Origin of the sequence: Bacillus sp. RCC_6_1, assembly GCF_041360755.1 — a bacterium.
Taxonomy (GTDB): Bacteria; Bacillota; Bacilli; order Bacillales; family Bacillaceae_G; genus Bacillus_A; species Bacillus_A cereus.
Map to the genome: position 1 here is coordinate 143,997 of NZ_JBFUPV010000007.1, position 23,232 is coordinate 167,228.

A 23,232-nucleotide genomic window follows, 5' to 3' on the forward strand; every position below is an offset into this window, starting at 1 on the left:
CAGTACTTACTTCTATTATTGAGTGCCAAATAAATAATTAATAAAAAATTAGGGGTTATCTGGAATATGTTTAGAATCACTTATTTTGCATTTTTCTTATTCTCCTATTTAAAAGGTATTTACTATGTAATTGTGCATATTAACCAAATACTTAACAAACTTAATATTACATGTGGTAAAATATATGAGAAAGGTACTTTCTATAAAGTAGGTTCTTAGACCAGAAGCCATAACGCATCTTATATTCATGATGTAGCGTTACTGTTATCACCCATACATATGTAAACTATTTTTCAAATGAAGTCTATTGGTGTCTAGGATCCTGTTTTATAGGAAGTGTTTTTATGGGATGGGGAACATATATAGGAACATGGTTCAAGTTAAAGAAAAGGCACTCCTAGGAGTGCCTTTTCTTTAACTATTTAAATGTGCGAACGCTTTCAAAACTATTGGATATAAATTGATGTACGCATTGTATTAAATAGTGCATTTATAGATGTCTTTTGGTACTCAAACGTTCCTTGTGTGAAAAGCATAGTAATAAAACTGAAGTGGTTCTGTAGATTTTTAGTACGGATGGCTCCAACTAAATCTTAGTAAACATTATTCGATTGAGGATATATCAAAAATTCAATTAATGTTAAAAGCTAGTTAACTCAATGTTAGGTGATTTTCTTTAAAAAGATTTCTACATTTCTTTGGTAACGTACCTCTCCTTTCATACAAAAAACTGAACATTATTACATCAAAAAGGTTCTTTATCAAAGCATGTGGAATTAGCACATATGCAGGTTTTTATAAATGAAGAGGTGATTGTGTTGAAGTATTTAACAAAAGCAAAAAACTCATCAACAATTCTGAGAGGGTATTTGGAATCCTATCCGTTAACTTCATTTTTTGTAATGGCATATTTATTTTCATGGGTTGTATTAATTCCATTTATCTTCTCACAATGGGGTATTTTCCCTAAAACAAAAGTATTTGATATTTTCTTTTTTGCCAATGCATTTGCAGGCCCTATGTTAGCAGCGTGTATCATGTTTCGAACTCTTGAAGGCAAAGAGGCATGGAAAAAAGTTAGAAAAAGCATTCTCACTACTAAGGTCGGTTTAAAGTGGTACTTGTTTACTCTCATCGTTATCCCCGCTGCAATGTTTCTAGGTATGGTGATATTAAATGGAGAGGTACCTACTTTCCGTGACCTTAATTTTGAATTTTTTATAACCTATCTTTTCTCTTTTGTAGCAATTTTCTTTCTCGGTGGACCTTTACCGGAGGAAATCGGATGGCGTGGTTTCGCTCTGCCCCGATTACAATCGAAATTTGGACCGTTAAAAGCTACATTACTACTTAGTGTTTTGTGGACTTTTTGGCATCTTCCACATTTCTTAACAGCTGCACAAAGGGGTGGCCCAGGTTCTGACCTTTCTCTCCTATATATTCACTTGCCAATTTTTATTTTACTATGTTTGTCGATCTCAATCATTCTTACTTGGGTCTATAACTGCAATCACGGTAACTTATTTATTGTCATGCTAATTCATGCGAGTGTAAATACGTTTAGTTTGGCACAAACTCATTCCACCAACCCTATTTTAAAGAATACAGATATATTTGTAGTGATAGGATTGGGATTTGTCGCTTTACTTATTCTTATTTTCACACGAGGCAATCTGGGATATAAGCAAACTTTTAATGAAGTAGAGTACAGTAAAAATGAAAATATAAGTAAATAGAAAAAAATCATAGAATAATAGGTTAATGACAATAGTGTACCGCACTGCTATCAAGTTATAAATCATATTCTTCTTCAAAAAAACGTGCTTCTTTATTCAAGCTAAAATACAATTGTTTGCAAAGAGATTCTCAGATATTTGGTATCATATACCTTGGAGAAATAGGATTTTTTCAACAGGAAAATAATTTATAGTGGAAAGAGTATAATCATATTGATTATACTAATGTGTTTTGAATTGTACCTTTAAGGAGGCGTTGTCGATGAGAAAATATTTATATTTAATTTTGAAAAAAACAAGAGGATAACGTACCACTAACCCCTAAAATACGTGTTTCCTCTTCAATATTGGAAGGAGAGTATCAGATTGAAGAAACTTTATTTAAAGGCTATTGACAAAAATAATTGGGAAGAAGCAATTAGGCTGTCAGTTAAAGAAGAACAACAAACATTTATTGCATCCAACCTTTATTCTATCGCAGAAGTTCAATTTCTAGATAATTTCTATGCAAAAGGGATTTATTTTGATGAGAAAATGATAGGATTTACTACGTTTTGGATAGATCCTGATGATAATAATTATTGGATTTATAGACTTATGATTGATGAAAAATTTCAAGGGAAAGGTATAGGTAAACAAGCTATATATCTGGTAATTGATGAGATAAGAAGAAATAATAATGCAAACATTTCTATAATAATGATTGGATATGCTCCTGAAAACCTTACAGCTAAATTTGTATATAAAAAAGCAGGATTTATTGAAACAGAATTATCATCTTGGGGTGAACAGTTAGCTAAGTATTCCTTGTAAGCACTTGAATCTTTTAGACTTATTAAAGAAAAGAGTCTGATAGTATAGTAATGCAGATAGGAAATAATTAAACTTTTTTCAAACACGAATTTTTTCTATTCTTAATGGTTCTAATATACAAATAAAAAGTAGGAGGAGCCTATCGTGATAGACTCCTCCTAAAATACAACTCCCGTATACATATCGGAAATAAATTTATTTTACTAATAATGAATATTCACCGTTTTTATCATCGAATTTATATACATTTAAATAATATTTCCCTGGTTTCGCTACGACTTTTCCCTTTATAGTATTTCCTTCATCTTCACCACAAGCTACATAATTTTGCATGTCTGATTCATGATAAAGTACCCATGTCATCCCAATATTTTGTTCATTTACCACAGAAATCTGTTTCAATAAATGATTGATGTAGATGGAAAGGAATACATCAATGAACTATAAAGTAATTTATGTATATTAATTAATAATTACTTATTAATATTTATTTTCAGAAAAGAGGAACTTATTTTGAGGATCTTTACATAAAGTAATACTATAAAAAATAAGTTCCAAATAACACTAGGGATCCATGGTGGAATCCATTTTATACTGTTTTTATATGAAAAATTCTCTTCAAAACGCAAATAAAAAAGGGCAATTTCAGCCCTTTTTTATTTATAAATCCTCTATATCATATTCAGTATATCCCTCATAATAATAACTAATATCAATGCCTTTCATGAATACTTCACGACTATTAATTTTATCTACTAGTGCATTTTTGAGTAAATGCTTAATTTCAATATCTTTAATCGGGCTGCGTTCCATTGCCAGTAAATAATCTTCTTTATCAATCCTATTCCAGTCAACCACCTGTTGAATTTCATTCTTAAAGATTAAATCTAACCATATTCTAGTCGCTCTACCGTTTCCTTCTCTAAAAGGATGAGCAATGTTCATTTCAACATACTTTTCAACGATTTCATCAAAGGTTGTTTGTGGCATAGTATTTATATGTTCTAGTGAATGGCTTAGATACATAACAGGAGCAAATCGAAAGTTCCCCTTCGCTATGTTAACCTTTCGAATCTTCCCAGCAAAGAAATATATATCTTCAAATAGATAATTATGAATGTCAGAAAGACCCTTAAATGTGCCAACTTCTATGTGGTTTATTTCTCCTGAATCATATAAATCTTTGGCTTTCATTTTTGATAGTCGTTCTTCCACTCGATTCAATTCCAACTGATTTTTGATACCTAATTTATTTTCTAGCACGGTCATTCTCCTCTTTTTCTGCCATTAATTCTTTTAGCATATCCAAATCTTCTTGTGTGGCTAAATTCTTGATGAAACTTCTAGCCATAGTTTTATAATTGAGATATTTCGTTTGTTCTGGATTACGTTTTTTATAGTTTTTTGTGGCTTCATTTTGCGCCTTGCTATATGCCATTCTCTCCCTCACTTTCAAGTATATAAGCATATTATATATGACTTAGTAATATATTCAAACGAAAGAAAAGCTAGTGCCGAAGCCCTAGTCTAACACTATACCAAATATATAATTTTAAATTTTATCATTTCACAATATTTATCTTTTTAGAATAATCTCTCATATGTAATCAAGATTTTTCACTCTCTGTAAAAAGTGATTTATGTTCTACTGGAGAAGAAAGCACTATTAAGGTTGTAGGCTTTCCATACTCTAAGCACAAATTAATATAGTCTTCAAGTGTATGTACTGATTCTGTCACTACCTTTGTTAGATAACTGTATAAACCGGCAATACGATGGCATTCGACTACATCTGGATGTTCCATTGCAAATTTTTTATATTTGTTGCAATCTCTTGGTTCCATTAAAACAAACGCGGTAATATATTTTTTTAATTCTTTCGGATTAACAATCGTACGATAACTTATAATGACACCCTGTTCCTCTAGTCTTCTGACTCGCTCTGTAACAGAGGGGGAACTCAAACCTACCAGCTTTCCTATTTCAACCATACTTAAACGTGCATTTTCCTGAAGATGTGAAAGAATTTTTAAATCTGTTTGATCCATTAATGTATCTCCCCTTGATTAATTAAGAATACAATTAATAATTCTTAAATTTTTTAAGAAAATTATAATTAATACATAAATTATAGCATGTTTTCTTTTTTTAAAACTTTATATAATTGATATCAATTAACGAAAGAGAGGCTGAGTATCTTGACACAACAATCATTGAAACGTTCAATTACTTGGGTACAAGGGACTGCATTAACCATAGGGGCTGTGTTGGGTTGTGGAATTCTTATATTGCCCTCAATTACTGCAAATAGCGCTGGACCAGCTTCGCTTTTATCTTGGGTTATCATGTCTATATTAGCTTTTCCCATTGTCGCAACTCTGGCGCATCTTGCTAAAATGATTCCTAGTGCAGGAGGAATTACAGCTTATGTTCAAATGGCATTTAATGCAAATACGAGTGCAATCCTAGGATGGATTATGTTAGGATCTATTCCTATTGGATTACCTATTATCGCTTTAACAGGTGCCCATTATATTGGTTATGTTTTTCCAATAAGTAATGCAGGAGTTATAGGCATCGCGGCAGTAATTTTGATTACTTCTTTACTCTTACATATTAAGGGAATTGAGTTATCATCAAAAATAAGTGTGTTTGTCATTTGTATAATTTCACTTCTAATAATTGTGGCTGTTGTCGTTTCTATCCCCTATGTAAAATTAAGTTCTTTTACACCTTTTGTACCAAACGGATGGTCTTCTGTTGGAGCTTCTTCTGTAATTATCTTTTTCTCATTTGTAGGATGGGAGATGATAACCCCATTAGCTGAAGAGTTTAAAAGACCTGCTAAAGATATTTCCATTAGTCTATTTTTAGGGGCAATTTGCATCTCAATTATGTACATTGCAATATCTTTTGTAACAATAGGGACTCACTCATATGGTGATAAGAACCAGATAGCTTCCCTTAGCATTCTAATATCAAAAGGATTAGGACCAATAGGTACATATATAACCACTATTTTAGCAATTTTCATTTCGTTTAGTGCAGTACATGCTAACATTGCAGGTTTTTCAAGAATGATTTACGCCCAAGCTAGAGAAGGACATTTCCCTTCCTTCTTTGCTAAATTACATTCTAAATTCCAAACTCCAACTAGGGTTTTACTAGTTTTAGGCGGAATTTTTAGTTGTATTTTAATTTTTTATGGTATAGCACGACCAAATTTAGAGATGCTTCTAAAAGACCCTAGTGTAATTTTTATTACCTCGTATATTTTTACAATGCTAGCTGCTCTTAAGTTATTAAAAGTTCAAGATATAGGTTGGTGGATGGCCTTCCTATCTTTAGTTATATGTATTTTTGTATACTCATTTAGTGGTTGGGCGATTTTCTATCCAGTAATCTTATCATTCATAGGTGGGATCTATATACTTATGAATAAAAGGTCCAGCACAGTAATCAATCATCAATTAGATACACCTAATGAAAAATAGTTTCATAATCTCTATAAACTAATTCTACAAATTATATAATGTTATTAACACTATCAGATTGGAATAGATATAAATTCTGCTAACTTATAATTAACTCAAATTAATTTTATGAAATATGAATAATTATGTGTATTCAAGAAAAAACCAGGATAACTTTTTAAAATCATCCTGGTTTTTTCTGTATAAAATGAATTTCGTTATTTTATTTATTTCCCCAATTATATATTTCTTCAAAATGAATAAACAAACATATACATTATTTAATTATGTAAAAAATATATAATTAAATACCCCTATGAACTATATAAAGTTTAAATCAGCATATCAGCGAAAGTAGATCCAACGTTGTTTTTACGCTTCATATGCTTTTCTAAATATATTTTAGTCGTTTGAATATTTTCATGGCCAAGTGTTTGCATTAAATGATATAAATCTGCATTACCTTGTTCTACTGCCATAATTGCGAAAGCATGACGGAATGTATGCGCCGTTACTGGATTTTCACGATACAGTAGAAACTCTAAGTTTGTCTTTTTTATCATATCTGTTACTTGATTCGATAGTGTTTTAGAGTTATAAGTATTTCCTCTTTGATTTATAAATAACGGACTCTCATCCCCTTTTTCCAATACCGTTTGGCATCCCCTTCTCCGCCTCATTTCACAAATACACTGGTATAAGTGTTCCGAAATGAAAAGTTCACGCACTTTATCTCCTTTTCCAGTGACTTTTAACCAGTACTTTCCGTCATAATGTAAATCTTTCACTCTCGCGGTGCACAATTCTTGAATTCTTGCACCAGTACTTGCCAGAGCAAGTAAAATTGTATAGTTTACTAAATGTCCTCTTTCTTTATAAAACCCTAAAATTTTCATAACCTCATCATAGGATAAGTCCCGATTTGGCCGATCCTGCTCATTTACATTTGCCCGCTGCAGTTCTTCATGAAGAGGCTTTTCAATATAAGAAAATACATGAAGATGTTTTAGAAAAGAACGAATGAGTACTGTTTTCTTTGCAAGTGTTGCGACTGCATATGTGTCACCATTCCTACCGTTCTCTACCCGTTTCAGCCAAGAATTGTATTTACGAATATTCCAAGGTTGCAATGTTTTCAATAAAGAGTCATTTTTCTGTACCTCTTCCCCATTCAATTCAAATTCTTCTGCATGCTGCACCATGCACTGACAAAATGACAAGATTTCAGAAACATAACTCTTTTTCGTATCCTCTTTTCTATTCTTCTTCTCATCCATATCTTTTTGTAAATGTACGAAATGATAAATAACTTCCAGGTCACTTAAATACGTATATTTACTCTTTCCCTCTTTTTCTGCAACCTCCATTTTCTCTTCCAATTTATCCACATAACTATCGTTATACAGAAATGGAACTACATCTCTTAAATTCTCTACATATGTATCTATATATTCACTTTGTTTATTTATAATAGATAAATTTTCTTTTTCATTTTTATTATCCATATTTCAAATTCACCTCTCCTATTGAAGATTATAATAATAATCCTCTTTATTACCTATAATTATTATTTTATTTTACTTCTATTAATTATACAAATGATAATTCATTTTCTATCTGTAAGAACGCTACATTCTTCTCTATTTACATATAATTATATTTTTTTATAATTTATTATTAAATAGATATCTTTTAACAATTAAATAATTAAAATCCATAGTGATTTTATAATAAAAACAACTATAATAATTCATTAACATATAGATTGAATGAAAAATATTTCTAAACGATAACAATGAATACTATATTTAATAAAATCTATTTCTTATTTTAAATATAAATCAGATTCTGATATGATATATACATACCTAAAATATTAACAAACGATAGTTATGGAGGTGTCCTTTTATGACACAAGATTTATTGTTCATTACAAAACCTACTGTAACGACCAAAGAGGCAGCTGACTTATTAGGAGTAACGGTACAAACAATTTTAAAAAAAGAAAAAGATGGATTAATAGAATGTGTATATAAAGATAACTGGAAGCAATTCGGTAGTAAGATTTTCTATTTAGAGGATATTGAACGTTTACAAAATGAAAATAAGGTTAAAGGCCTTAGCACAAAAGAAGTAGCTGAAATTCTTAATGTTGCACCATCTACTATCTTTACATACATCAAATCTGGAAAATTACCCGCCACAATGGTAGAAAAAAGAGGAAAACAAGTATATCTTATCGATGAGGAAGAACTAGAGATTTTTATGCTTGATTATGAAAAAACCAAAACAAAAGAGCGAAAAACATTCATTACGAAAATTCAAAATGAAGATATATACTTATATCAATTATTAACACATCAACATAACGGAAAAACAGCTAGGGTAATAGAGATCAATGGAGCAGACGGTAAGATTCTTACAGAAGACGAGGATATTTTCCCTCTATCCACTTATAAACAACATGATTACACCTTTGAACCATTCATTAAAAAAGCGGTAATTACAAAACGAGGGTATTTATCTTTTTCCTTTAAAAAACCTCAATTATTTAATTCCATTACTTATAATCTAATAAACTTATTTTATAAGGAGCTAGGTATCACAAATATGAGATTGAGTATTTCAGCAGATACTATCAAATTAGAAATTAAACCTTTCGTATTACAAGTAGATCCATTGCAGTTTCAAGAAGAGATTAAGTACTTACATTCTCATATGAAATCTGGCACGATTCTTCCACATGTAGAAGGTATTTACTTTAAAAGTAATGTAGAGCCATTAACTTTTCATGCAGATCATGAATTTAAGCAAAAAGTAGTTCAAATGGCAGCGGAAGCTGGTATGAGGCAGGAAGAATTCTTATTGCAAGCTGTAAAATCTTATATAACAAATTTAAAAAAACACTAAATCTACTACTTATTAAAAGAAGCGTAGAAATAAGATCTTTCTACGCTTTTAAAATATTTGTCACTCGCAATGAATACAACAAAGGGAAAATATCATAAAATCAAAATGTACATTTCCTATTTTTGTAAATCAAAGGGATCCATACCCAAAAATGTATAATTTATTTGTATATAATTATATAAAAGCGATTAATTCTTTATAGATTACTCAAAATAGTCACTTAACTTAAACTAGCTATGAATTATAAACCTAAAAATCAAATAAGCTACCGCTATAATAGGAATAGAATTTCAGTATCCAAGAGTTCGTTATATCAGAATTTAACGAACTCTTGGATGATGGTCAGTTCATCTCCCCTTCTATTATTGTACTGTACAAAGACATGAAACTCTAAACTATTTAGACAAGAAAGTCTAAACTTTTGTTTTTGGAACTTGATTGGGACAAGAAAGTCTAAACTAAAGCTTTTTTAGATTTACATGCTAAACCAAAAAAAATTTCATTTTGCGGATTAAATGTACTATACGTATAAACGTTTCAAAACTTGTTTCATTTCTGAATTAATATTAATAATTGAACTAATCTCTTTTGCTGATTGTTCGAGATATTTTAATTTATACTTAAAAAACTACACCCTATATAGAATGTAGTTTTTTATCTAGGTTATTACTTCTTATTTAATTTCTTTAATATATTTTCTGGAATCTCTTCTTTTTTAATAACTGAAATATCATGCATTCTTGTATCACTTCCCCTTTTCGCAGCTTTAATATATGTGCCAATAGGGAATTTGTTATCTGACCCAAAACCTAAGTCTATTTTATTTAAACTCTCATCATATCCAATTAAATCATATGAATAATGAATTACATCTTTAGGGGCCTTAGTGTCTCTTTTAGCTTCTTCTTTCACTACACCATATACATCTATCGCACTTACAAACGGACTATAACGATTCCATTGCTCGCAGCCAGCCAATCCAATACTAAATAGCATAGATAACATTATTATAAAAAATCTATTTCTCATTCTTATTCAATCCCACTGTAATTTATAGTTCTATAAAAATAGCGTACAGACGTACATATATGGATTGTTCTCCTAAGATTGCTTCTTAGTTTGTATATCCCTTACAGGCATCAATCCACTTTAAATATTTTGAGTATCGTTCTAGTTCTTCTATTGTTAATTCAATAGCACTATTTCCACTTCCACAAGCAGGACAAACAGTTATAAATCTTTGTAGTGATACATCCAAATACACTTCTACATCTTTATTTACAGCAAACGGGCAAACACCACCTATTGCATGTCCAATTAACTCTTCCACTTTGTTTGCATCGACCATCTTAACTTTAACACCAAACTGTTCCTTGTATTTACGATTATCAATTTTAGTATCACCTGCAGTTACTATTACTAAAACACGATCTTCTATTTGAAAAGATAAAGTCTTTGCGATTCTTTGAGGTTCACATTGTAACGCTTTTGCTGCTAATTCAACTGTTGCACTAGATTCTGTTACCTCTATAATTCTATCTTCCATACCATATTGTTTAAAATAGGAAATAACTTTTTCTAATGACATTTTACGGACCTTCCTTTCCCTTTTGGGGTATCATGTTAATGTGAGCTTTATAAAAATATTAAGATTTATTTATATATCCTCTAAATAAATGTTTTACATATCTGTTTGGATATAAATCATTAATCATTGCATACGGACTATTTTCATATTTATGTTTCAATACGCCACGTAAACGATACTTTGCAATTAATGCGTTATTCCAATTCTGTTTGATTTCTTCTTCGTTCCAATTTAAAATGTTTGTTACTAAATATCTTTTTACTCTTTAGCCATTTCATTATTTTCATCTAATTTCCAAGTGTTTGGCGGGAATCTATTTCTTTTTCCATCTAATATCTCCTGATAAATTTCCTCTATAGTAATTGCTTTAATCTGCATTTCACAAGTTGCATTCCTTTCCTGGAGTTTGAATGAAGAAAATTCTGACTTTATGATGTGAGTTAATACTATTACTTTGCTCTTCTAGTGAAAAATTTCAATAAAGCTTTACATGAAAATACAGGTTGGTATCTATAAAATGATTCATATTGCCACTGATCATTATTGGAAAGTTTAAGAGCTTTACATTTGGTTTGATTATCATTGAAATCGTTCTTTTTATTCATATATTCTTCTCCATGTAATGCAAGTATTATAATTGAAAGTTAAATTTTAATACTTGCTGAATATGTCTAACACTAGCATGTGATTTTAGTATTAATTATTATTTTTAAGGGGAAATTTCATTTATAATTAGCTTATTGGCCCTGAATTTCGAAGATAGAATCAATTTCCACTGTGATATTCATGGGTAGCTGATTCACTCCAATTGCCGTTCGGGCATGTTGACCTTCCACTCCAAAGATATCATGTAATAATTTTGAAGCAGCATTAATAACAATATGTTGTTGATTGAATTCAATTTCACAATTCACAAAGGCTTGTAGTTTCACTACATTTACAATACGGTCTAAATCACCAATATACTCTTTGACTGCTGCCAGTGTATTAATAATACAAATTCTTGCTGCTTCTTGTGCTTCTTCTAAGGTTCTTTCTCCACCGACTTTTCCTGTATAAGCGGGTGTACCATCTATAAATGGAGCTTGTCCTGAAACAAAAAGGGAATTCCCTAATTGTTTGACAGGTACGTATAATGCTTTAGCAGGCGAAGTATTAGTTAATATAATACCTAGTTCTTCCATTCTTTGTTCTATTTTCATGTTCTAGCCTCCTTTTTATTAAATTTGAATCTCACCAATAGCATATACAACTGCTGTTCCCGCAATCTTTACTCTGTCTCCCTCATGTTTACAATATAATGTTCCGCCTCGGTCAGACAGCTGCCTTGCTACCATTTCATCTTTACCAAGACGTTGTGCCCAAAATGGGATGAAACTACAATGCGCTGAACCGCAAACTGGATCTTCATTTACATTTAGTTTTGGAAAAAAAACTCTGGAAACAAAATCATATTTAGCACTTCTGGCAGTAACTGATACGGCTAATCCTTCTGTTAGCTCCTTCATTTTCGCAAAATCAGGAGTTAGATTTTGAACATCCTCTTCATTTTCTAATATGAAGATCAAATCTCTACCTAAGTAGCTTTCAATAGGGTTTATTCCAATGGCTTTAACCATCTCATCTGTTAATGTAATCTTTTCAGGCATTCTGCTTGGGAAATCCATCTCATAAAGATTACCGTTCTTGGATACAACAAGTTTTCCGCTCTTTGTTAGAAATATAATTTCCTCAATACCTTTTTCATAATAATTTGCAATAACGTATGCTGCTGCTAAAGTTGCATGGCCACATAGATCAATTTCTCCTCCAGGAGTAAACCATCTTAGTTGATAGCACTCCCCTTCTTTTACAGTATAAGCTGTTTCAGACAGATTATTTTCTATCGCAATTTTTTGCATCATCTCATCTGAAATCCAATCTTCCATGATACAAATTGCTGCAGGGTTTCCTTCAAATATGTTTTCTGCAAATGCGTCTACTACATAATATTTCATTACATATACCTCCATAGTGTCCCATTGTGTATTAAGATCAAATGATTATGATGTTTTTATCTCAACATCGGAACACCTTTAGGTGCCTCAGTATGTTCCGAAAGTACGTTCCTTATTTCTTGAGATAAAGGAATTGATTTTTGTGATTGAAAATTAAAATGAACTAAAATAACTTTTCCTCTTGCAATCCAATTTTGATTTTCATCTTGTATAACATGTTCAACTTGAAAACTTGCATTACCAATTTTGCTAATCCATGTAGAAACAACTAATTTTTGACCATAAACCACCTCACGAATAAAGTCACATTGAGTTGAAGCAACAATTAAATTCCAAGATTCTATTTTTAGACTCGGGTTAAAAATTTTAAAGAGGTCATTTCTTGCTTCTTCAAAATACGTAAAATAATTTGAGTTGTTTACATGTCCTAAAGAATCACATTCACTAAAACGTACAATAGTATCGTGTTTAAACATAATATCTCCCCTTTTAAGCGTGATAATATTGCAATCTCTGACTACCTAAAAAATTATTTGATCAAAATTAAATATTTGCATGAATCTTAAAAATCACGTATATTGCCTCTATACTATAAGTCTCGTTTAATTCACATTACTTAATGGGTTATAAATATAAATCGCTTTTGTGCGAGATAATTAAATTATCATCACATATGGGTATCATTTTAAGTAAAGACGTTTAACCTAATACTTATTAATAGAGCTATTACCTCCTTTCGCATTTTAAATTTTATTTTAAAAATCCCTTGAACTACTTGTATGTTATATCGAAACCCTATATAACACGCAACCGCCTTCTATAACACTGAAAGGAGATTTAATATGCATTTTGAAATTCAACGCAATAGTGAAATTTCACTTTCCAGCCAAATATATCTATCTATTGTGGATCATATACGTTCTGGTTTTCTACAAGAAGGAACACAATTACCTTCTATACGCACACTTACAAAACAATTGAAGGTGAGTCTAGTAACAGTAGCAAAAGCATATAAGAAACTCGAGGAAGATGGCTTCGTTACTTCTATTCAAGGGAAAGGGTCTTTTGTTAATCCCGAAAGAAAAGAAGTTGTTAATCGACAACCAAAAGTTTCACCTTATAATTGGCAGCTCTCAATTCAGGATTTCTTACCTAGATCTCAATTTTCTCGTTTTCATCAAGTTCCAGAAATGATTCAATTATCATCTTCAATGATTGATCCCAGGTTATTTCCTAACCGCTTTTTAGAACAAGAAGTTCAAAAAATATTTGTTCATAATCCAAGGATCTTATCCCAGTATGCAGAAGTTCAAGGAGATCTTGAACTAAGACATGCAATGGCTGCATATTTAAAAAGAACTGATATTACTACGGATCCAGATAATATATTAGTTACAAATGGCTCTCAGCAAGGAATCGGTCTAATTGCTCGAACATTTATCGGGCCTGATGATGTGGTTATTATGGAGGCTCCTACTTATCCAGGAGCAATCGATGTTTTTCGTGGGAGAGGTGCTACAGTCCTTACCGTTCCAATTGATAAAGATGGCATGAGGATAGATATTCTTCAGAGTTTATGCGATAAATATAAACCAAAGGTTATATATACAGTCCCTACTTTTCATAATCCAACAGGTGTTATCACAACTGCCAAAAGGCGTAGACAGATTCTTGATATAGCCCAAAGTAGCAATAGCATAATTATAGAAGATGATCCATGGAATGAAATTTACTATAGTAAAAAACCACCGATTCCTATAAAAAGCTTAGATGATTCCGGGCATGTTATTTATTTAAAAGGATTAAGTAAAACATTTGCACCTGGTTGCAGAATTGGGGTTTTAGTTGCTTCTGGTTCCATATTTAATCGATTGTTAGCAGCAAAAGCTAACGCAGATTTGGGTAGTCCTTTACTCACTCAGAAGATGATTTTACCGTTTATTAAATCAGAGAAATCAATGGAGCATATAAAAAAGTTACGAACTGCTTTGAAATTACGAAGAGATCTAGTTTTAGATTTATTATCAAAGTATGCTCCTTCTGAAGTTTCATGGTACACTCCTGAAAGAGGATTAAATCTTTGGATTAGTCTTCCTGAGTGGGTAGATACAAATTCTATTCTTTTAGAAGCACAAAAGAAAAAAGTGACATTTTTGCCTGGTTCAGCTTGTTATCCTGTAGAATTAGAAACTCATCATATGAGATTAAGTTTTTCTTATATGAGTGAACAAGAATTAAAAGAGGGTGTTAAAGTTTTATGTCATATATTCCATTCGGTTATTTCATCGAAGACAACTCATGACAATTCACCATTCTTTTAATTACAGTATGGTGCCAAATGATTAGTAGTTCAAAAAATCTATTCAATCTTATAAATATAACAATAGGACTGCCTCATTTAAAAACATATAACCTTATCAAAAAACAACTTGTAGCTAGACTACAAGTTGTTTTTTGATAGTAATAAGATTAAGGGTTAGATGTTAAATAATTTAAACTGAAAAATCAAGATTTTATACATATGTTGGTTGGTATAACTAATAGAAAAGTTTAGCGATAATTAAATAGACAGTGTTGTATTAAGACAAAATCCATTTAGATACTTGTATGTTACATTGGAACCATATATAACACTGAAAGGAAATTCAAAATGTATATAATGATGCTACTCATAAGACCCATACATTACGGATAATTACATCTATAAATTCAGATTTTTAAATTCCGAACTCTCTCTTTTTATTGACTTTTCCTCCGTATATTACAGAATTTTTATGATATTAAAATCCAGGTGTTATAATCAAATATTGACTGTTATATATACATACCTATTATCATATTCCTTGTAACTGGAGGATTGTTCATTAATCTGTATATAGCACTTTCATCAGACCGAACTGTTCGGTCTGAAATAATTATAGGATGTGTATAAAATATGAAATTTCAAGTTGTTTTATTTGATGGGTTTGATTTAATGGATGCACTTGCTCCTTATGATGTCTTTCACGTTGCAGCAGCTCTTTCTCCAGAAGAAGTAATAGTGGAGTTAGTAACTCTTGAAGGGAAAAGATTAGTTAAAAGTGGAGTAAATGGCGTAAGAATCGAAGCCACAGGCATACTCGATCCAACCGCTGAAGGTGTAATTTTAATTCCAGGTAGTGCTGGCGAATCCTACGATGATGGACCAAATTCAGTTGTGAATAGGTTAAAAAAGCTTCTGAGACAGAGTTGAAAACTATACTACACCAAGCAGCACACAACCCTAATATTACTTTATATACAGTATGCGTAGGTGCTAACCTTTTAGGCATGATTGGACTACTAAATGGTCGGTATGCTAGTACACATTTTATGGGGATGGGTGCTTTACCTAAAATGGGAGCTACACCAGTGCATGCTCGTATCGTAGATGATGGAGATTTAGTATCTAATAGTAGTTAGCCACACGGAACAATCTGAATTTATTCTGAAATCTCGATACAATGTAGCAGCTGCAGCTTGTAGCATCACTTTGCCCACCGTCAGCAGTAAAGAACATTTCGTATCAATCACCCAAAACAACATGTTGGATGTTTTTATCCATATCAAACATGCTGTAGATAACACCTTGAGGCATTACTCGTTTACCATACCAATCTCGTTCCAATAGATACGGATTCTTAGGGAAAACCTCATGTATTTCCTGCTTACGTTGTTCTGATAATATCGGATTATCATTAGGAGTCCAATGAGTCCAACGTGTGTTTTGAACGTCGAATACTTCCGATATAACAGGATGGTTAGGAGCAGGAGAGTTTAGTCTGCTAAATGATAACGGTCCTGAGCAGCGAATGTACGACGGAAGTACTCTTGGATCATACCCATGTTTAATAAGTTGATTTCACAAAAGACTACACTACCGAGTGACATACCCGTTATAGCGCCGACACTGTTACTTTTGCCGCCGTCTTTATAAAAAAGTCTCTTTATGCCTCGCGGCGTGTGTATCTCTAAATGAGATCCGAGCTCGTTATGTTTTATAACCGCTAAATCTCCGAATATATGAGCTAATCCACTTCCGTCTCCATCAATAAAAAGTCGTTGCGCCTGTTCTTGATTGTACGCAACGACTAAATGGTTTTCATCTCTTGAATTAGTTAAATAACGAGCATATCTGAAGTGCCCGGCAGTTGTCTTACCGGAACGTGGCGTTATGTGCCTTCATTAACTTCTAGCGTGTAATTGAAAGGGGCTCTAATTACTTGTAATTGTTTATCACTGAAGTTGATTTTAGGCATAGCACCACCTCCTTTTATACTAATTCGACTTTATAACCTTTTATCGAATTGTAATATCTCTTGCTAACTTGTTCAAATCTCCATTATGAAGTGCAAGACTCATTTCTTCTCCTCCTTATCTTTCCCTTAACAACAAACAAGACGCCACCCAGATCACGGCAGCGCCTACGATAATTGCTATACACATGTTTGTTCTATCTACATGGTAAAATAAAACACCCATAATTGACACATCATAAGATTAGTAACCATATTTTCTGTTCGTTAATTATTATGTTTATAGGCCTAGATTGTGCACATCTATATTCAGTGAGCGCATACCCTATTACATGAATACTACTTTAGGAGTGATTATATTATGAATCCTTTAACGATGAGGATTGTTGTAGCCCCAGCTTCATCTTGGCAACATTTACCTCAATACCCTTCATATGGTCAATATGGTATGCAACCTGGGCACATTCCCTTTACTCCTACAATTCCGCCTTCTCCCGTAATATACCAGTATCATTATCATTTCCCGACATTGTATTTCCAAGAGTTTCACGGTACATTTAACATCTAATCTAAATAGAAAAATATCCGTTATCTAATTTGTTGAATTCATGTTATACCTAAAACAGTATTTAAATACGTTTAATGTGTAATTTCTATATAACAAAGAAAAAAGCACCCGTTATGGATGCTTTTTTAGATAGCTTTGTATAAGTCGATAATGGACTTTGAATATTTTGATACCCAATGCTTATTAGAATCTTTTGTACTGCTTAAGAAGAACTCTTTCCCATTATCAAACTTTACTTTTAATTGATGTTCATTATATTCATACAGTTTCTTAGTTAGAGACTTAGACAATACTTTTCGGTAGATAACATCGTCATTGACGACATACATATTTCTTATGTATTAATAATTTAGACCCGTATATTCGCAAGTTTGCCAGTCCGTTATTTTGGACATTCTCACCATAGATATTTTGTAGCATCCCGACCTATCCATTACCATATGATTTCTCACTTAGGTTTTGTTCAGCCGACTTCACCTAGCTTCATACAATTTGCGACTACTATCACGCTTTGCATGTAGGAGTATCAGATAAGTAGTTTCAGCTCAACTTGACGGCTTTCATTCCTACTTTCAGTCAATCAGTTATTGTTATCAAATTGATAACCCTCCTATTTCGTGTTTACACACTTATAAGGAAACGTGTCGCGCAAAGGATTATTTTGTTCAAATTTTTGATAGATGTTAATATTTTCTATAAAGGGGGTCTACTAATGAAAAATTCCTGGAAGAAAGTTTCTTTAATTGCTTTCATAGTAATTGTCCTTTTAATAATTTTATATTTTGGCGGTATATCACTTTTTTGGAACCAGCCCTGAATAAAACTCAATATTCCGTCAATACTGTAGACACATGGTTATCTTTCTCCTTGTTCCCCCTTGGAGTACCGAGCAGTTAGCCTTTGCTAGCTGCTCTTTGTTTTTCTTCCTGTCTCTTTAAAAACACTTTCGCTTTCGTAATTGCCTCTGCCCTTGTTTGACCTTCAGCTATACCTTTTAATCCAGTGTCGTCCTTAATGCACAACATCTTCTTCTTGCCATTATCCATAACAACTTCAACATGGGAATAATAAGCACTGTGTAATGTATCGTCTTCAAGAAGAAAACTCATAAATTCCGCACCGACTTTACCTGTAAACTCTTTAACCTTCCTCGTATCCATTCCTCCTTGAATAAATCCCTAAACCTTGTCCATACTATAAATGCACTTGAGTTCTGAACTTCCTTCTTAATGCTTTTCTGGAGAGCAGTTAGCTTTTGCTAGCTGCTCTTTATTTGTACAAGGTACTCAATTAACTGACGCACATATAATATCCTGAGTTCCTTTCTTTATAAAATAGTCGTTATAAAATGAGGCTCGTCACGAGAGCGCTTTACTAAGCGCTCTTTTTATATTCCAACTTAATACAAAATGAAATTTTTGTTTAGTTTTCTTTCATGCATAATATTTTGATATTTGTTTATAATATAGTTGTAACTTTTTGTTACAACATATATCTGTATCTAGTTGTACTTCTAAAATTGTACGACAAAGCAGTTAGCTACTTCAGCTAGCTGCTTTGTTGTGCCAAATAGCGTTTTTGTTTAAAATAATGCCCCATCCATTTGGATATATTTACCTGTTTTTTTACCAAAAAATTCATGATATTGTTAATTAGTTGAGTACGTCATTACTTGACAATTACCCTTAGAAGCCCCGTGAATAAACGGGGTTTCTTTTTTTAACATTCGAGTTTCAATATATATCTGTAAAAATAATCAGTTAAATGTTAAAATTCCATAGATACTCTTTAGGGAGTTTTCATGTAATTAAACAAGAGTTTAAAAATTCTCGAATCTTAGCCCCCTGGAGCGCTCTCAATTTGCGCTCTTTAATTTTAAAATCTTTTCACATTTAAACTGGACAAGCATATATTATTGTATCTCCTCTTTTCTTTCATAGAATGTTACATTTGTTGAGAGAACATTCCCCTTCGGATGTTGTCTTTTTTTATGCATCCAAATAAGAAGTTTGTTTAACAATTTAATAAAATTCAATATTCCGCCAATAGTAATCACAATAAAATCTGTTTCTTACCCAGGTTGTAATTCACAACAGAGAGCAGTTATTAAAAAAAGCTGCTCTTTTTTATTTTTGTTACATAAACCTAGAATTTTGGCCCATATTATACTCAACCATGTAATTTTTTACTCCTAAATTCATGGGTGTAATTTCTCATTGCAGTTAGCTTTTGCTAACTGCTCTTTTGTATTAAGTTAAAAATATGTTTTAGGTCTTATTCCTTTTCTACAACATATACTTTTAACCTAACCGTCCAGCTCAAAGTGTTACCTCCTATCTTAAAGAGCACTTATGCATGTTGCTCTTTTTCATTTTATTTTTTTCATTTCTGCATAACATTTTCTACCCTGTTCATACTATTTTTGTAACTTAAAGTTACAAACTATTTCTGTAAGCGCAGCGTTTCTTTTGGACAACAAGCAGTTTGTTTTGTTAACTAGCTGCTTTGTTGTGTAAAAGAAAGATTTTGTTTTAAAACTGAACCCATCTAAAAAACATACATATAATATCTTGGGTATCCTTTTTCAATATTAGTTTTAGTCAGAGAGCACTATCAAAAGTGCTCTTTTAATGTATTGCAATGTATCACGTTTTCCATACAATAAACATAGAATGCAATGGGCACGCAAGACATAGTTTCTATATAAAAACTGCACATATACTAGAAACATACATACAATATTCATGATCATTTCAGAATTAGCCATTGAGCACCTTTTACGGTGCTCTTTATTTGTTACTAAATAAGAAGTTTGTTTAAAATTCATTAACCTTATTGATTCCTTTGCATACATTACAATCACAAGGAATTCTACAGGTTTCCCTAGGCCAGTTACCTTGTATTCCTTGCACACCTTAAGGGAAGAATCCGTTTATAACAAACGGGTTCTTTTATTTTGGGTTATAAAATAACTATTTTGTCCAGTTTTCTAAAATCTCTAAATTCTCATATATATTACCTTTTACATGATTCAGATTTACTTCGCTCCACAGCAATTCAGCATGATCCACTCCATTACAAATCCACCAAGCACCTTCCTTCTGCTTAACTACTCCTGTAAATCCATGTTTTTCTGATATACGATCATAAAACTCTTGATATACAATGGCCCCTTCGAATATTTCCGTGTCGTACGCATCTTTTTGTCCTGTATATTGGAGTAGTTCTACATCTTCAAACTTCCTTCCCCAATACAAATTTGTTTTTTGATCTTTAATATGAACTACACCAGCATCAAAATTTATATTTAATACGTCACACATGATTTGTTTTCGTTTATCCCACGCTTGTATGTTGAAATCCATTTGAAACATTGCTTTTGGGAATACAATTGCTATTATAATCGCAATTTGGGTTGCAACCCAAATTGCGGCTTTATTCCGCACTCCTTAACAAATTGTTAAGGAACTTTTTTATTTGTCCTTTAGTTGCAAAAAAATAAAGTTTTCATTCTGGGGGTATCTTAAATGGAAATTTTGTTTTTTTAGCACCGAAGTTTACTTTTATCGTTTTGGAGACGTTTATTTTTCTTAAGTTGATGGGTATGGGTCCCGCCATCATTTTAACGAAAATATACACTAAGTAAATTTCGACATAAAAAAGCCGATTATTCCCACGTTAAGGAACTATCGACTTTAATTTATTTAAATTATAAGTTTCTGTACATTCATGAGTAAGTAGATGGTTCCCAATTATTAAGATTGATAGTAAGGCAATAAATACAGAAGTAAGATCCTTGCCACTAAACCAACTCAAAAATCCCATATCTTCATCACGGTTGTTCCCTGCTTATTCATAATTAAACTTTTTATTAATAATCCAATAATTCGTTACGAAGAGTGTGAATAAAATCAAAAAAACAGTTAGTAGCATATTGCTTATTGCGCTTGAATTTACTAATCCCGTAACTAGCGTTTCCATTGCATGTTTACTCATACTGGCTGGATTAATCTGATTCATTATTGGACTCAAACCGACGATTAATCTACAACCTAAAAGGAAAACAATTGAAATTAACGCAATAATACCTTGACTGTAAAAAATAGCACTTATCATTGTTGTGAAAGATACGATAAAAAGAACCCAAATTAGATAAAATATTAATCCAGTAATCATGTGTAAAAATGGAACAGCAGTAAAAAAATAATTTACATATAGATAAGAGGTAAAGTATCCAATTGTTACACTAAAAGCTACCATTAAATAATTAGATACTATTTTCCCACCTATATATGAAGTAACAGTAACGGGCCTTGTTAAAATAAAGGCCAACATACCGTTTGCTTTATCTGTTTGAATGACACCCATCATAGAAATTACCAGAATCATAATTCCAAGCTGATCAAACTGAGATCCCAAAGTACTCGCTAGTACTTCGCCTCCTTTTTGTGCTGCCATACTCGAATCAATGGTAATACCCTGACCGCCACCTAATGCTTCTAGAATTGATGGCAAGTAATGAGTTACTACTGGCTGTGTTGCCCCTAAAAATATAAAAACAACTGGTAGCCAAATCACCTTAAAATCACGTGACATTTGAACACATTCTTTTTTTATCAATACCATTAAGTTATTCATTTTTGCACCACCAATTTCAAGAAAATTTCTTCTAAAGTATCGTTGCTCACTTCAAACTTAATGATGTCCACTTTATGTTCGAGTGCATTTTGTAGCAATAAATTTTTGTTTACTTCGATACTTTCAACCTTCACTTTAACTTTAAGCCCAATCACTTCTACGTCCTTCACATACGGTAATTTTTTAACAACGTCAATCCATTTTTGATCTTTAGCTGTGATTTCAATAATTAATTTATTTTCACTATTACGTTGTAAAAGCTCAGTAATCGTTGTATCTTCTATTTTTGTTCCATCTTTTATAATGACAAATCGTTCACAGATTTCTTCTGCATCGCTTAATATATGGGTTGATAATAAAATGGTTGTATCTTTTTTTATTTCTTCAATCAAATTCAATACTTCCCGTCGGCCGATTGGATCTAATGCGGATACCGGTTCATCCATGACAATTAGCGAAGGTTTATGCAATAATGCTTGTGCAATACCAAGTCGTTGTTTCATTCCACCAGAAAATGTACCAACCTTTGAGTTTTCTTCGCCCCTTAGTCCAACTTTCTCCAAAATTTTTGGAATTGACTTTGACAATTCCTCTTTTTTCAATCCCGAAAGTTGCCCCATAAACGTAAGGGTTTCTCTCGCTGTCATCCAATGAAAAAAATTAGGGTATTGCGGTAGGTAACCAATTTCTCTTTTCATTTTTGATATTTTTATCCCATTCAACAAAACTTCACCAGCATTCGGATTAATAATATCCGAAATCACTTTTATTAATGTGGATTTACCTGCTCCATTCGGCCCAATTAATCCGACGCATTCCCCCGATTGCAGTTCCATCGAGAAATTATTGACAGCAATTTTCCCTTTAAATGATTTTGTTACATTTCTAATTTCTAATTTCATAATTTCTCACTGTCCTTTCTCCCTATAACAAAGTACAGAATAGGTCCCAATACATTAACAAAAAGAATAATTAGCGTCCATACAAGTACATTTTTTCTTGTTTTCCTATGTCGGTATAAATCAATTAGTGCAATGAAAACTAATAGTGCCCCCACTGCAATAATCGGCAATACAATGGGGAGAAAAGCCATAATATCAATGTCTTTAAGGTCATTCAATCCATAATGTAGTTGCATTTTCACCATTCCTTCCTAAATTCATTATCATTATTAATAATGATAAAATAAGAGCTGATACATTGCAATCATTATTCTCATTATTTATAATAAGAAT

The 23,232-nt window shown here is 32.0% G+C and carries 22 protein-coding genes and 4 pseudogenes; 8 read left to right on the forward strand and 18 right to left on the reverse strand.

Going from position 1 to position 23,232, the window contains the following annotated elements; translation table 11 throughout:
* Positions 1-446 precede the first annotated feature (446 nt).
* A pseudogene (locus tag AB6801_RS20025) lies at positions 447-524 on the reverse strand (DUF4879 domain-containing protein); the annotation flags it as partial.
* Positions 525-785: 261 nt separating this feature from the next.
* On the opposite strand from AB6801_RS20025, the gene AB6801_RS20030 reads away from it, so the two are divergent.
* Together AB6801_RS20030 and AB6801_RS20035 are read left to right on the forward strand one after the other, a co-directional pair.
* Entirely contained in the window at positions 786-1,736 is a 951-nt protein-coding gene (locus AB6801_RS20030; protein WP_330939361.1) for a CPBP family intramembrane glutamic endopeptidase, read from the forward strand.
* Between the two features lie 366 nt (positions 1,737-2,102).
* The gene (locus AB6801_RS20035; protein ID WP_370941148.1) at positions 2,103-2,549 is read left to right on the forward strand and encodes a GNAT family N-acetyltransferase; all 447 of its coding nucleotides are present in this window, start codon (positions 2,103-2,105) and stop codon (positions 2,547-2,549) included.
* 195 nt (positions 2,550-2,744) lie between these two features.
* On the opposite strand, the pseudogene AB6801_RS20040 reads toward AB6801_RS20035, so the two are convergent.
* From AB6801_RS20040 to AB6801_RS20055, 4 genes and pseudogenes are all read right to left on the reverse strand, one after another.
* Positions 2,745-2,942: pseudogene (locus AB6801_RS20040) on the reverse strand (pre-peptidase C-terminal domain-containing protein); the annotation flags it as partial.
* A gap of 267 nt (positions 2,943-3,209) precedes the next feature.
* Positions 3,210-3,818: a protein adenylyltransferase Fic gene (fic, locus tag AB6801_RS20045; RefSeq protein ID WP_033667260.1), complete on the reverse strand. Its 609-nt coding sequence runs from the start codon at positions 3,816-3,818 to the stop codon at positions 3,210-3,212.
* Entirely contained in the window at positions 3,799-3,987 is a 189-nt protein-coding gene (locus AB6801_RS20050; RefSeq protein WP_000331757.1) for a hypothetical protein, read from the reverse strand. The genes fic and AB6801_RS20050 overlap by 20 nt, the downstream gene beginning before the upstream one ends.
* Before the next feature lie 169 nt (positions 3,988-4,156).
* A complete protein-coding gene (locus AB6801_RS20055; RefSeq protein ID WP_087948244.1) occupies positions 4,157-4,597 on the reverse strand; it encodes an Lrp/AsnC family transcriptional regulator in 441 nt (146 codons plus the stop codon).
* A gap of 150 nt (positions 4,598-4,747) precedes the next feature.
* On the opposite strand from AB6801_RS20055, the gene AB6801_RS20060 reads away from it, so the two are divergent.
* Entirely contained in the window at positions 4,748-6,043 is a 1,296-nt protein-coding gene (locus AB6801_RS20060) for an APC family permease (RefSeq protein ID WP_370941149.1), read from the forward strand.
* Positions 6,044-6,354: 311 nt separating this feature from the next.
* On the opposite strand, the gene AB6801_RS20065 is transcribed toward AB6801_RS20060, so the two are convergent.
* Positions 6,355-7,527, reverse strand: a complete 1,173-nt coding sequence (locus AB6801_RS20065) for a tyrosine-type recombinase/integrase (RefSeq protein ID WP_065845741.1) — start codon at positions 7,525-7,527, stop codon at positions 6,355-6,357.
* 403 nt (positions 7,528-7,930) lie between these two features.
* Here AB6801_RS20065 and AB6801_RS20070 point away from each other — a divergent pair, with 403 nt between their 5' ends.
* The gene (locus AB6801_RS20070; RefSeq protein ID WP_000189827.1) at positions 7,931-8,932 is read left to right on the forward strand and encodes a helix-turn-helix domain-containing protein; all 1,002 of its coding nucleotides are present in this window, start codon (positions 7,931-7,933) and stop codon (positions 8,930-8,932) included.
* Positions 8,933-9,598: 666 nt separating this feature from the next.
* Here AB6801_RS20070 and AB6801_RS20075 read toward each other — a convergent pair.
* From AB6801_RS20075 to AB6801_RS20100, 6 genes and pseudogenes are all read right to left on the reverse strand, one after another.
* Positions 9,599-9,961: a YxeA family protein gene (locus AB6801_RS20075; protein ID WP_001988071.1), complete on the reverse strand. Its 363-nt coding sequence runs from the start codon at positions 9,959-9,961 to the stop codon at positions 9,599-9,601.
* An 85-nt stretch (positions 9,962-10,046) separates the two neighbouring features.
* The gene (locus tag AB6801_RS20080) at positions 10,047-10,520 is read right to left on the reverse strand and encodes a YbaK/EbsC family protein (protein WP_000051121.1); all 474 of its coding nucleotides are present in this window, start codon (positions 10,518-10,520) and stop codon (positions 10,047-10,049) included.
* Positions 10,521-10,599: 79 nt separating this feature from the next.
* Positions 10,600-10,898, reverse strand: a pseudogene (locus AB6801_RS20085) (DUF4046 domain-containing protein); the annotation flags it as partial.
* A 359-nt stretch (positions 10,899-11,257) separates the two neighbouring features.
* Positions 11,258-11,722, reverse strand: coding sequence for a RidA family protein (locus AB6801_RS20090; RefSeq protein ID WP_000687853.1), 465 nt, complete (start codon positions 11,720-11,722; stop codon positions 11,258-11,260).
* 18 nt (positions 11,723-11,740) lie between these two features.
* On the reverse strand, positions 11,741-12,517 hold the full coding sequence (locus AB6801_RS20095; RefSeq protein WP_000878690.1) for a PhzF family phenazine biosynthesis protein: 777 nt from the start codon (positions 12,515-12,517) through the stop codon (positions 11,741-11,743).
* 56 nt (positions 12,518-12,573) lie between these two features.
* Positions 12,574-12,993 (reverse strand): acyl-CoA thioesterase, encoded by a 420-nt coding sequence (locus tag AB6801_RS20100; RefSeq protein WP_000472449.1) that lies wholly within the window; start codon positions 12,991-12,993, stop codon positions 12,574-12,576.
* A gap of 366 nt (positions 12,994-13,359) precedes the next feature.
* Between AB6801_RS20100 and pdxR the strand changes: the two genes are divergently transcribed.
* From pdxR to AB6801_RS20115, 3 genes are all read left to right on the forward strand, one after another.
* Positions 13,360-14,838, forward strand: coding sequence for a MocR-like pyridoxine biosynthesis transcription factor PdxR (gene pdxR, locus AB6801_RS20105; protein WP_370941150.1), 1,479 nt, complete (start codon positions 13,360-13,362; stop codon positions 14,836-14,838).
* A gap of 614 nt (positions 14,839-15,452) precedes the next feature.
* On the forward strand, positions 15,453-15,749 hold the full coding sequence (locus AB6801_RS20110) for a type 1 glutamine amidotransferase family protein (protein WP_233276717.1): 297 nt from the start codon (positions 15,453-15,455) through the stop codon (positions 15,747-15,749).
* A complete protein-coding gene (locus tag AB6801_RS20115) occupies positions 15,746-15,958 on the forward strand; it encodes a type 1 glutamine amidotransferase family protein (protein WP_227414894.1) in 213 nt (70 codons plus the stop codon). Before AB6801_RS20110 ends, AB6801_RS20115 begins: the two co-directional genes overlap by 4 nt.
* Here the strand turns inward: AB6801_RS20115 and AB6801_RS20120 are convergent.
* A pseudogene (locus tag AB6801_RS20120) lies at positions 15,948-16,794 on the reverse strand (PBSX family phage terminase large subunit); the annotation flags it as partial. The gene AB6801_RS20115 and the pseudogene AB6801_RS20120 sit on opposite strands and share 11 nt — an antisense overlap.
* A 358-nt stretch (positions 16,795-17,152) precedes the next feature.
* Between AB6801_RS20120 and AB6801_RS20125 the strand changes: the two are divergent.
* Complete coding sequence (locus AB6801_RS20125) at positions 17,153-17,359, forward strand: hypothetical protein (RefSeq protein WP_001068972.1); 207 nt, start codon at positions 17,153-17,155, stop codon at positions 17,357-17,359.
* Positions 17,360-18,252: 893 nt separating this feature from the next.
* On the opposite strand, the gene AB6801_RS20130 is transcribed toward AB6801_RS20125, so the two are convergent.
* The 5 genes from AB6801_RS20130 to AB6801_RS20150 all read right to left on the reverse strand — a co-directional run bounded on the left by AB6801_RS20130 (position 18,253) and on the right by AB6801_RS20150 (position 23,135).
* Positions 18,253-18,519: a hypothetical protein gene (locus AB6801_RS20130; protein WP_087948240.1), complete on the reverse strand. Its 267-nt coding sequence runs from the start codon at positions 18,517-18,519 to the stop codon at positions 18,253-18,255.
* A gap of 1,812 nt (positions 18,520-20,331) precedes the next feature.
* On the reverse strand, positions 20,332-20,733 hold the full coding sequence (locus tag AB6801_RS20135) for a YopX family protein (protein ID WP_065845906.1): 402 nt from the start codon (positions 20,731-20,733) through the stop codon (positions 20,332-20,334).
* A 475-nt stretch (positions 20,734-21,208) separates the two neighbouring features.
* Entirely contained in the window at positions 21,209-21,997 is a 789-nt protein-coding gene (locus AB6801_RS20140; RefSeq protein WP_001061468.1) for an ABC transporter permease, read from the reverse strand.
* Complete coding sequence (locus tag AB6801_RS20145; RefSeq protein WP_087948238.1) at positions 21,994-22,899, reverse strand: ABC transporter ATP-binding protein; 906 nt, start codon at positions 22,897-22,899, stop codon at positions 21,994-21,996. The genes AB6801_RS20140 and AB6801_RS20145 overlap by 4 nt, the downstream gene beginning before the upstream one ends.
* On the reverse strand, positions 22,896-23,135 hold the full coding sequence (locus AB6801_RS20150; protein ID WP_001175966.1) for a PLD nuclease N-terminal domain-containing protein: 240 nt from the start codon (positions 23,133-23,135) through the stop codon (positions 22,896-22,898). Before AB6801_RS20150 ends, AB6801_RS20145 begins: the two co-directional genes overlap by 4 nt.
* Between the last annotated feature and the right edge of the window lie 97 nt (positions 23,136-23,232).

What these genes read in the sequence shown, in the direction of transcription:
- AB6801_RS20030 (WP_330939361.1), top strand. Translation starts at nt 786, where the DNA reads ATGCAGGTTTTTATAAATGAAGAGGTGATTGTGTTGAAGTATTTAACA.
- fic (WP_033667260.1), bottom strand. Translation starts at nt 3,818, where the DNA reads ATGACCGTGCTAGAAAATAAATTAGGTATCAAAAATCAGTTGGAATTG.
- AB6801_RS20050 (WP_000331757.1), bottom strand. Translation starts at nt 3,987, where the DNA reads ATGGCATATAGCAAGGCGCAAAATGAAGCCACAAAAAACTATAAAAAA.
- AB6801_RS20055 (WP_087948244.1), bottom strand. Translation starts at nt 4,597, where the DNA reads ATGGATCAAACAGATTTAAAAATTCTTTCACATCTTCAGGAAAATGCA.
- AB6801_RS20065 (WP_065845741.1), bottom strand. Translation starts at nt 7,527, where the DNA reads ATGGATAATAAAAATGAAAAAGAAAATTTATCTATTATAAATAAACAA.
- AB6801_RS20070 (WP_000189827.1), top strand. Translation starts at nt 7,931, where the DNA reads ATGACACAAGATTTATTGTTCATTACAAAACCTACTGTAACGACCAAA.
- AB6801_RS20075 (WP_001988071.1), bottom strand. Translation starts at nt 9,961, where the DNA reads ATGAGAAATAGATTTTTTATAATAATGTTATCTATGCTATTTAGTATT.
- AB6801_RS20080 (WP_000051121.1), bottom strand. Translation starts at nt 10,520, where the DNA reads ATGTCATTAGAAAAAGTTATTTCCTATTTTAAACAATATGGTATGGAA.
- AB6801_RS20090 (WP_000687853.1), bottom strand. Translation starts at nt 11,722, where the DNA reads ATGAAAATAGAACAAAGAATGGAAGAACTAGGTATTATATTAACTAAT.
- AB6801_RS20095 (WP_000878690.1), bottom strand. Translation starts at nt 12,517, where the DNA reads ATGAAATATTATGTAGTAGACGCATTTGCAGAAAACATATTTGAAGGA.
- AB6801_RS20100 (WP_000472449.1), bottom strand. Translation starts at nt 12,993, where the DNA reads ATGTTTAAACACGATACTATTGTACGTTTTAGTGAATGTGATTCTTTA.
- pdxR (WP_370941150.1), top strand. Translation starts at nt 13,360, where the DNA reads ATGCATTTTGAAATTCAACGCAATAGTGAAATTTCACTTTCCAGCCAA.
- AB6801_RS20110 (WP_233276717.1), top strand. Translation starts at nt 15,453, where the DNA reads ATGAAATTTCAAGTTGTTTTATTTGATGGGTTTGATTTAATGGATGCA.
- AB6801_RS20125 (WP_001068972.1), top strand. Translation starts at nt 17,153, where the DNA reads ATGAATCCTTTAACGATGAGGATTGTTGTAGCCCCAGCTTCATCTTGG.
- AB6801_RS20130 (WP_087948240.1), bottom strand. Translation starts at nt 18,519, where the DNA reads ATGGATACGAGGAAGGTTAAAGAGTTTACAGGTAAAGTCGGTGCGGAA.
- AB6801_RS20135 (WP_065845906.1), bottom strand. Translation starts at nt 20,733, where the DNA reads ATGTTTCAAATGGATTTCAACATACAAGCGTGGGATAAACGAAAACAA.
- AB6801_RS20140 (WP_001061468.1), bottom strand. Translation starts at nt 21,997, where the DNA reads ATGAATAACTTAATGGTATTGATAAAAAAAGAATGTGTTCAAATGTCA.
- AB6801_RS20145 (WP_087948238.1), bottom strand. Translation starts at nt 22,899, where the DNA reads ATGAAATTAGAAATTAGAAATGTAACAAAATCATTTAAAGGGAAAATT.
- AB6801_RS20150 (WP_001175966.1), bottom strand. Translation starts at nt 23,135, where the DNA reads ATGCAACTACATTATGGATTGAATGACCTTAAAGACATTGATATTATG.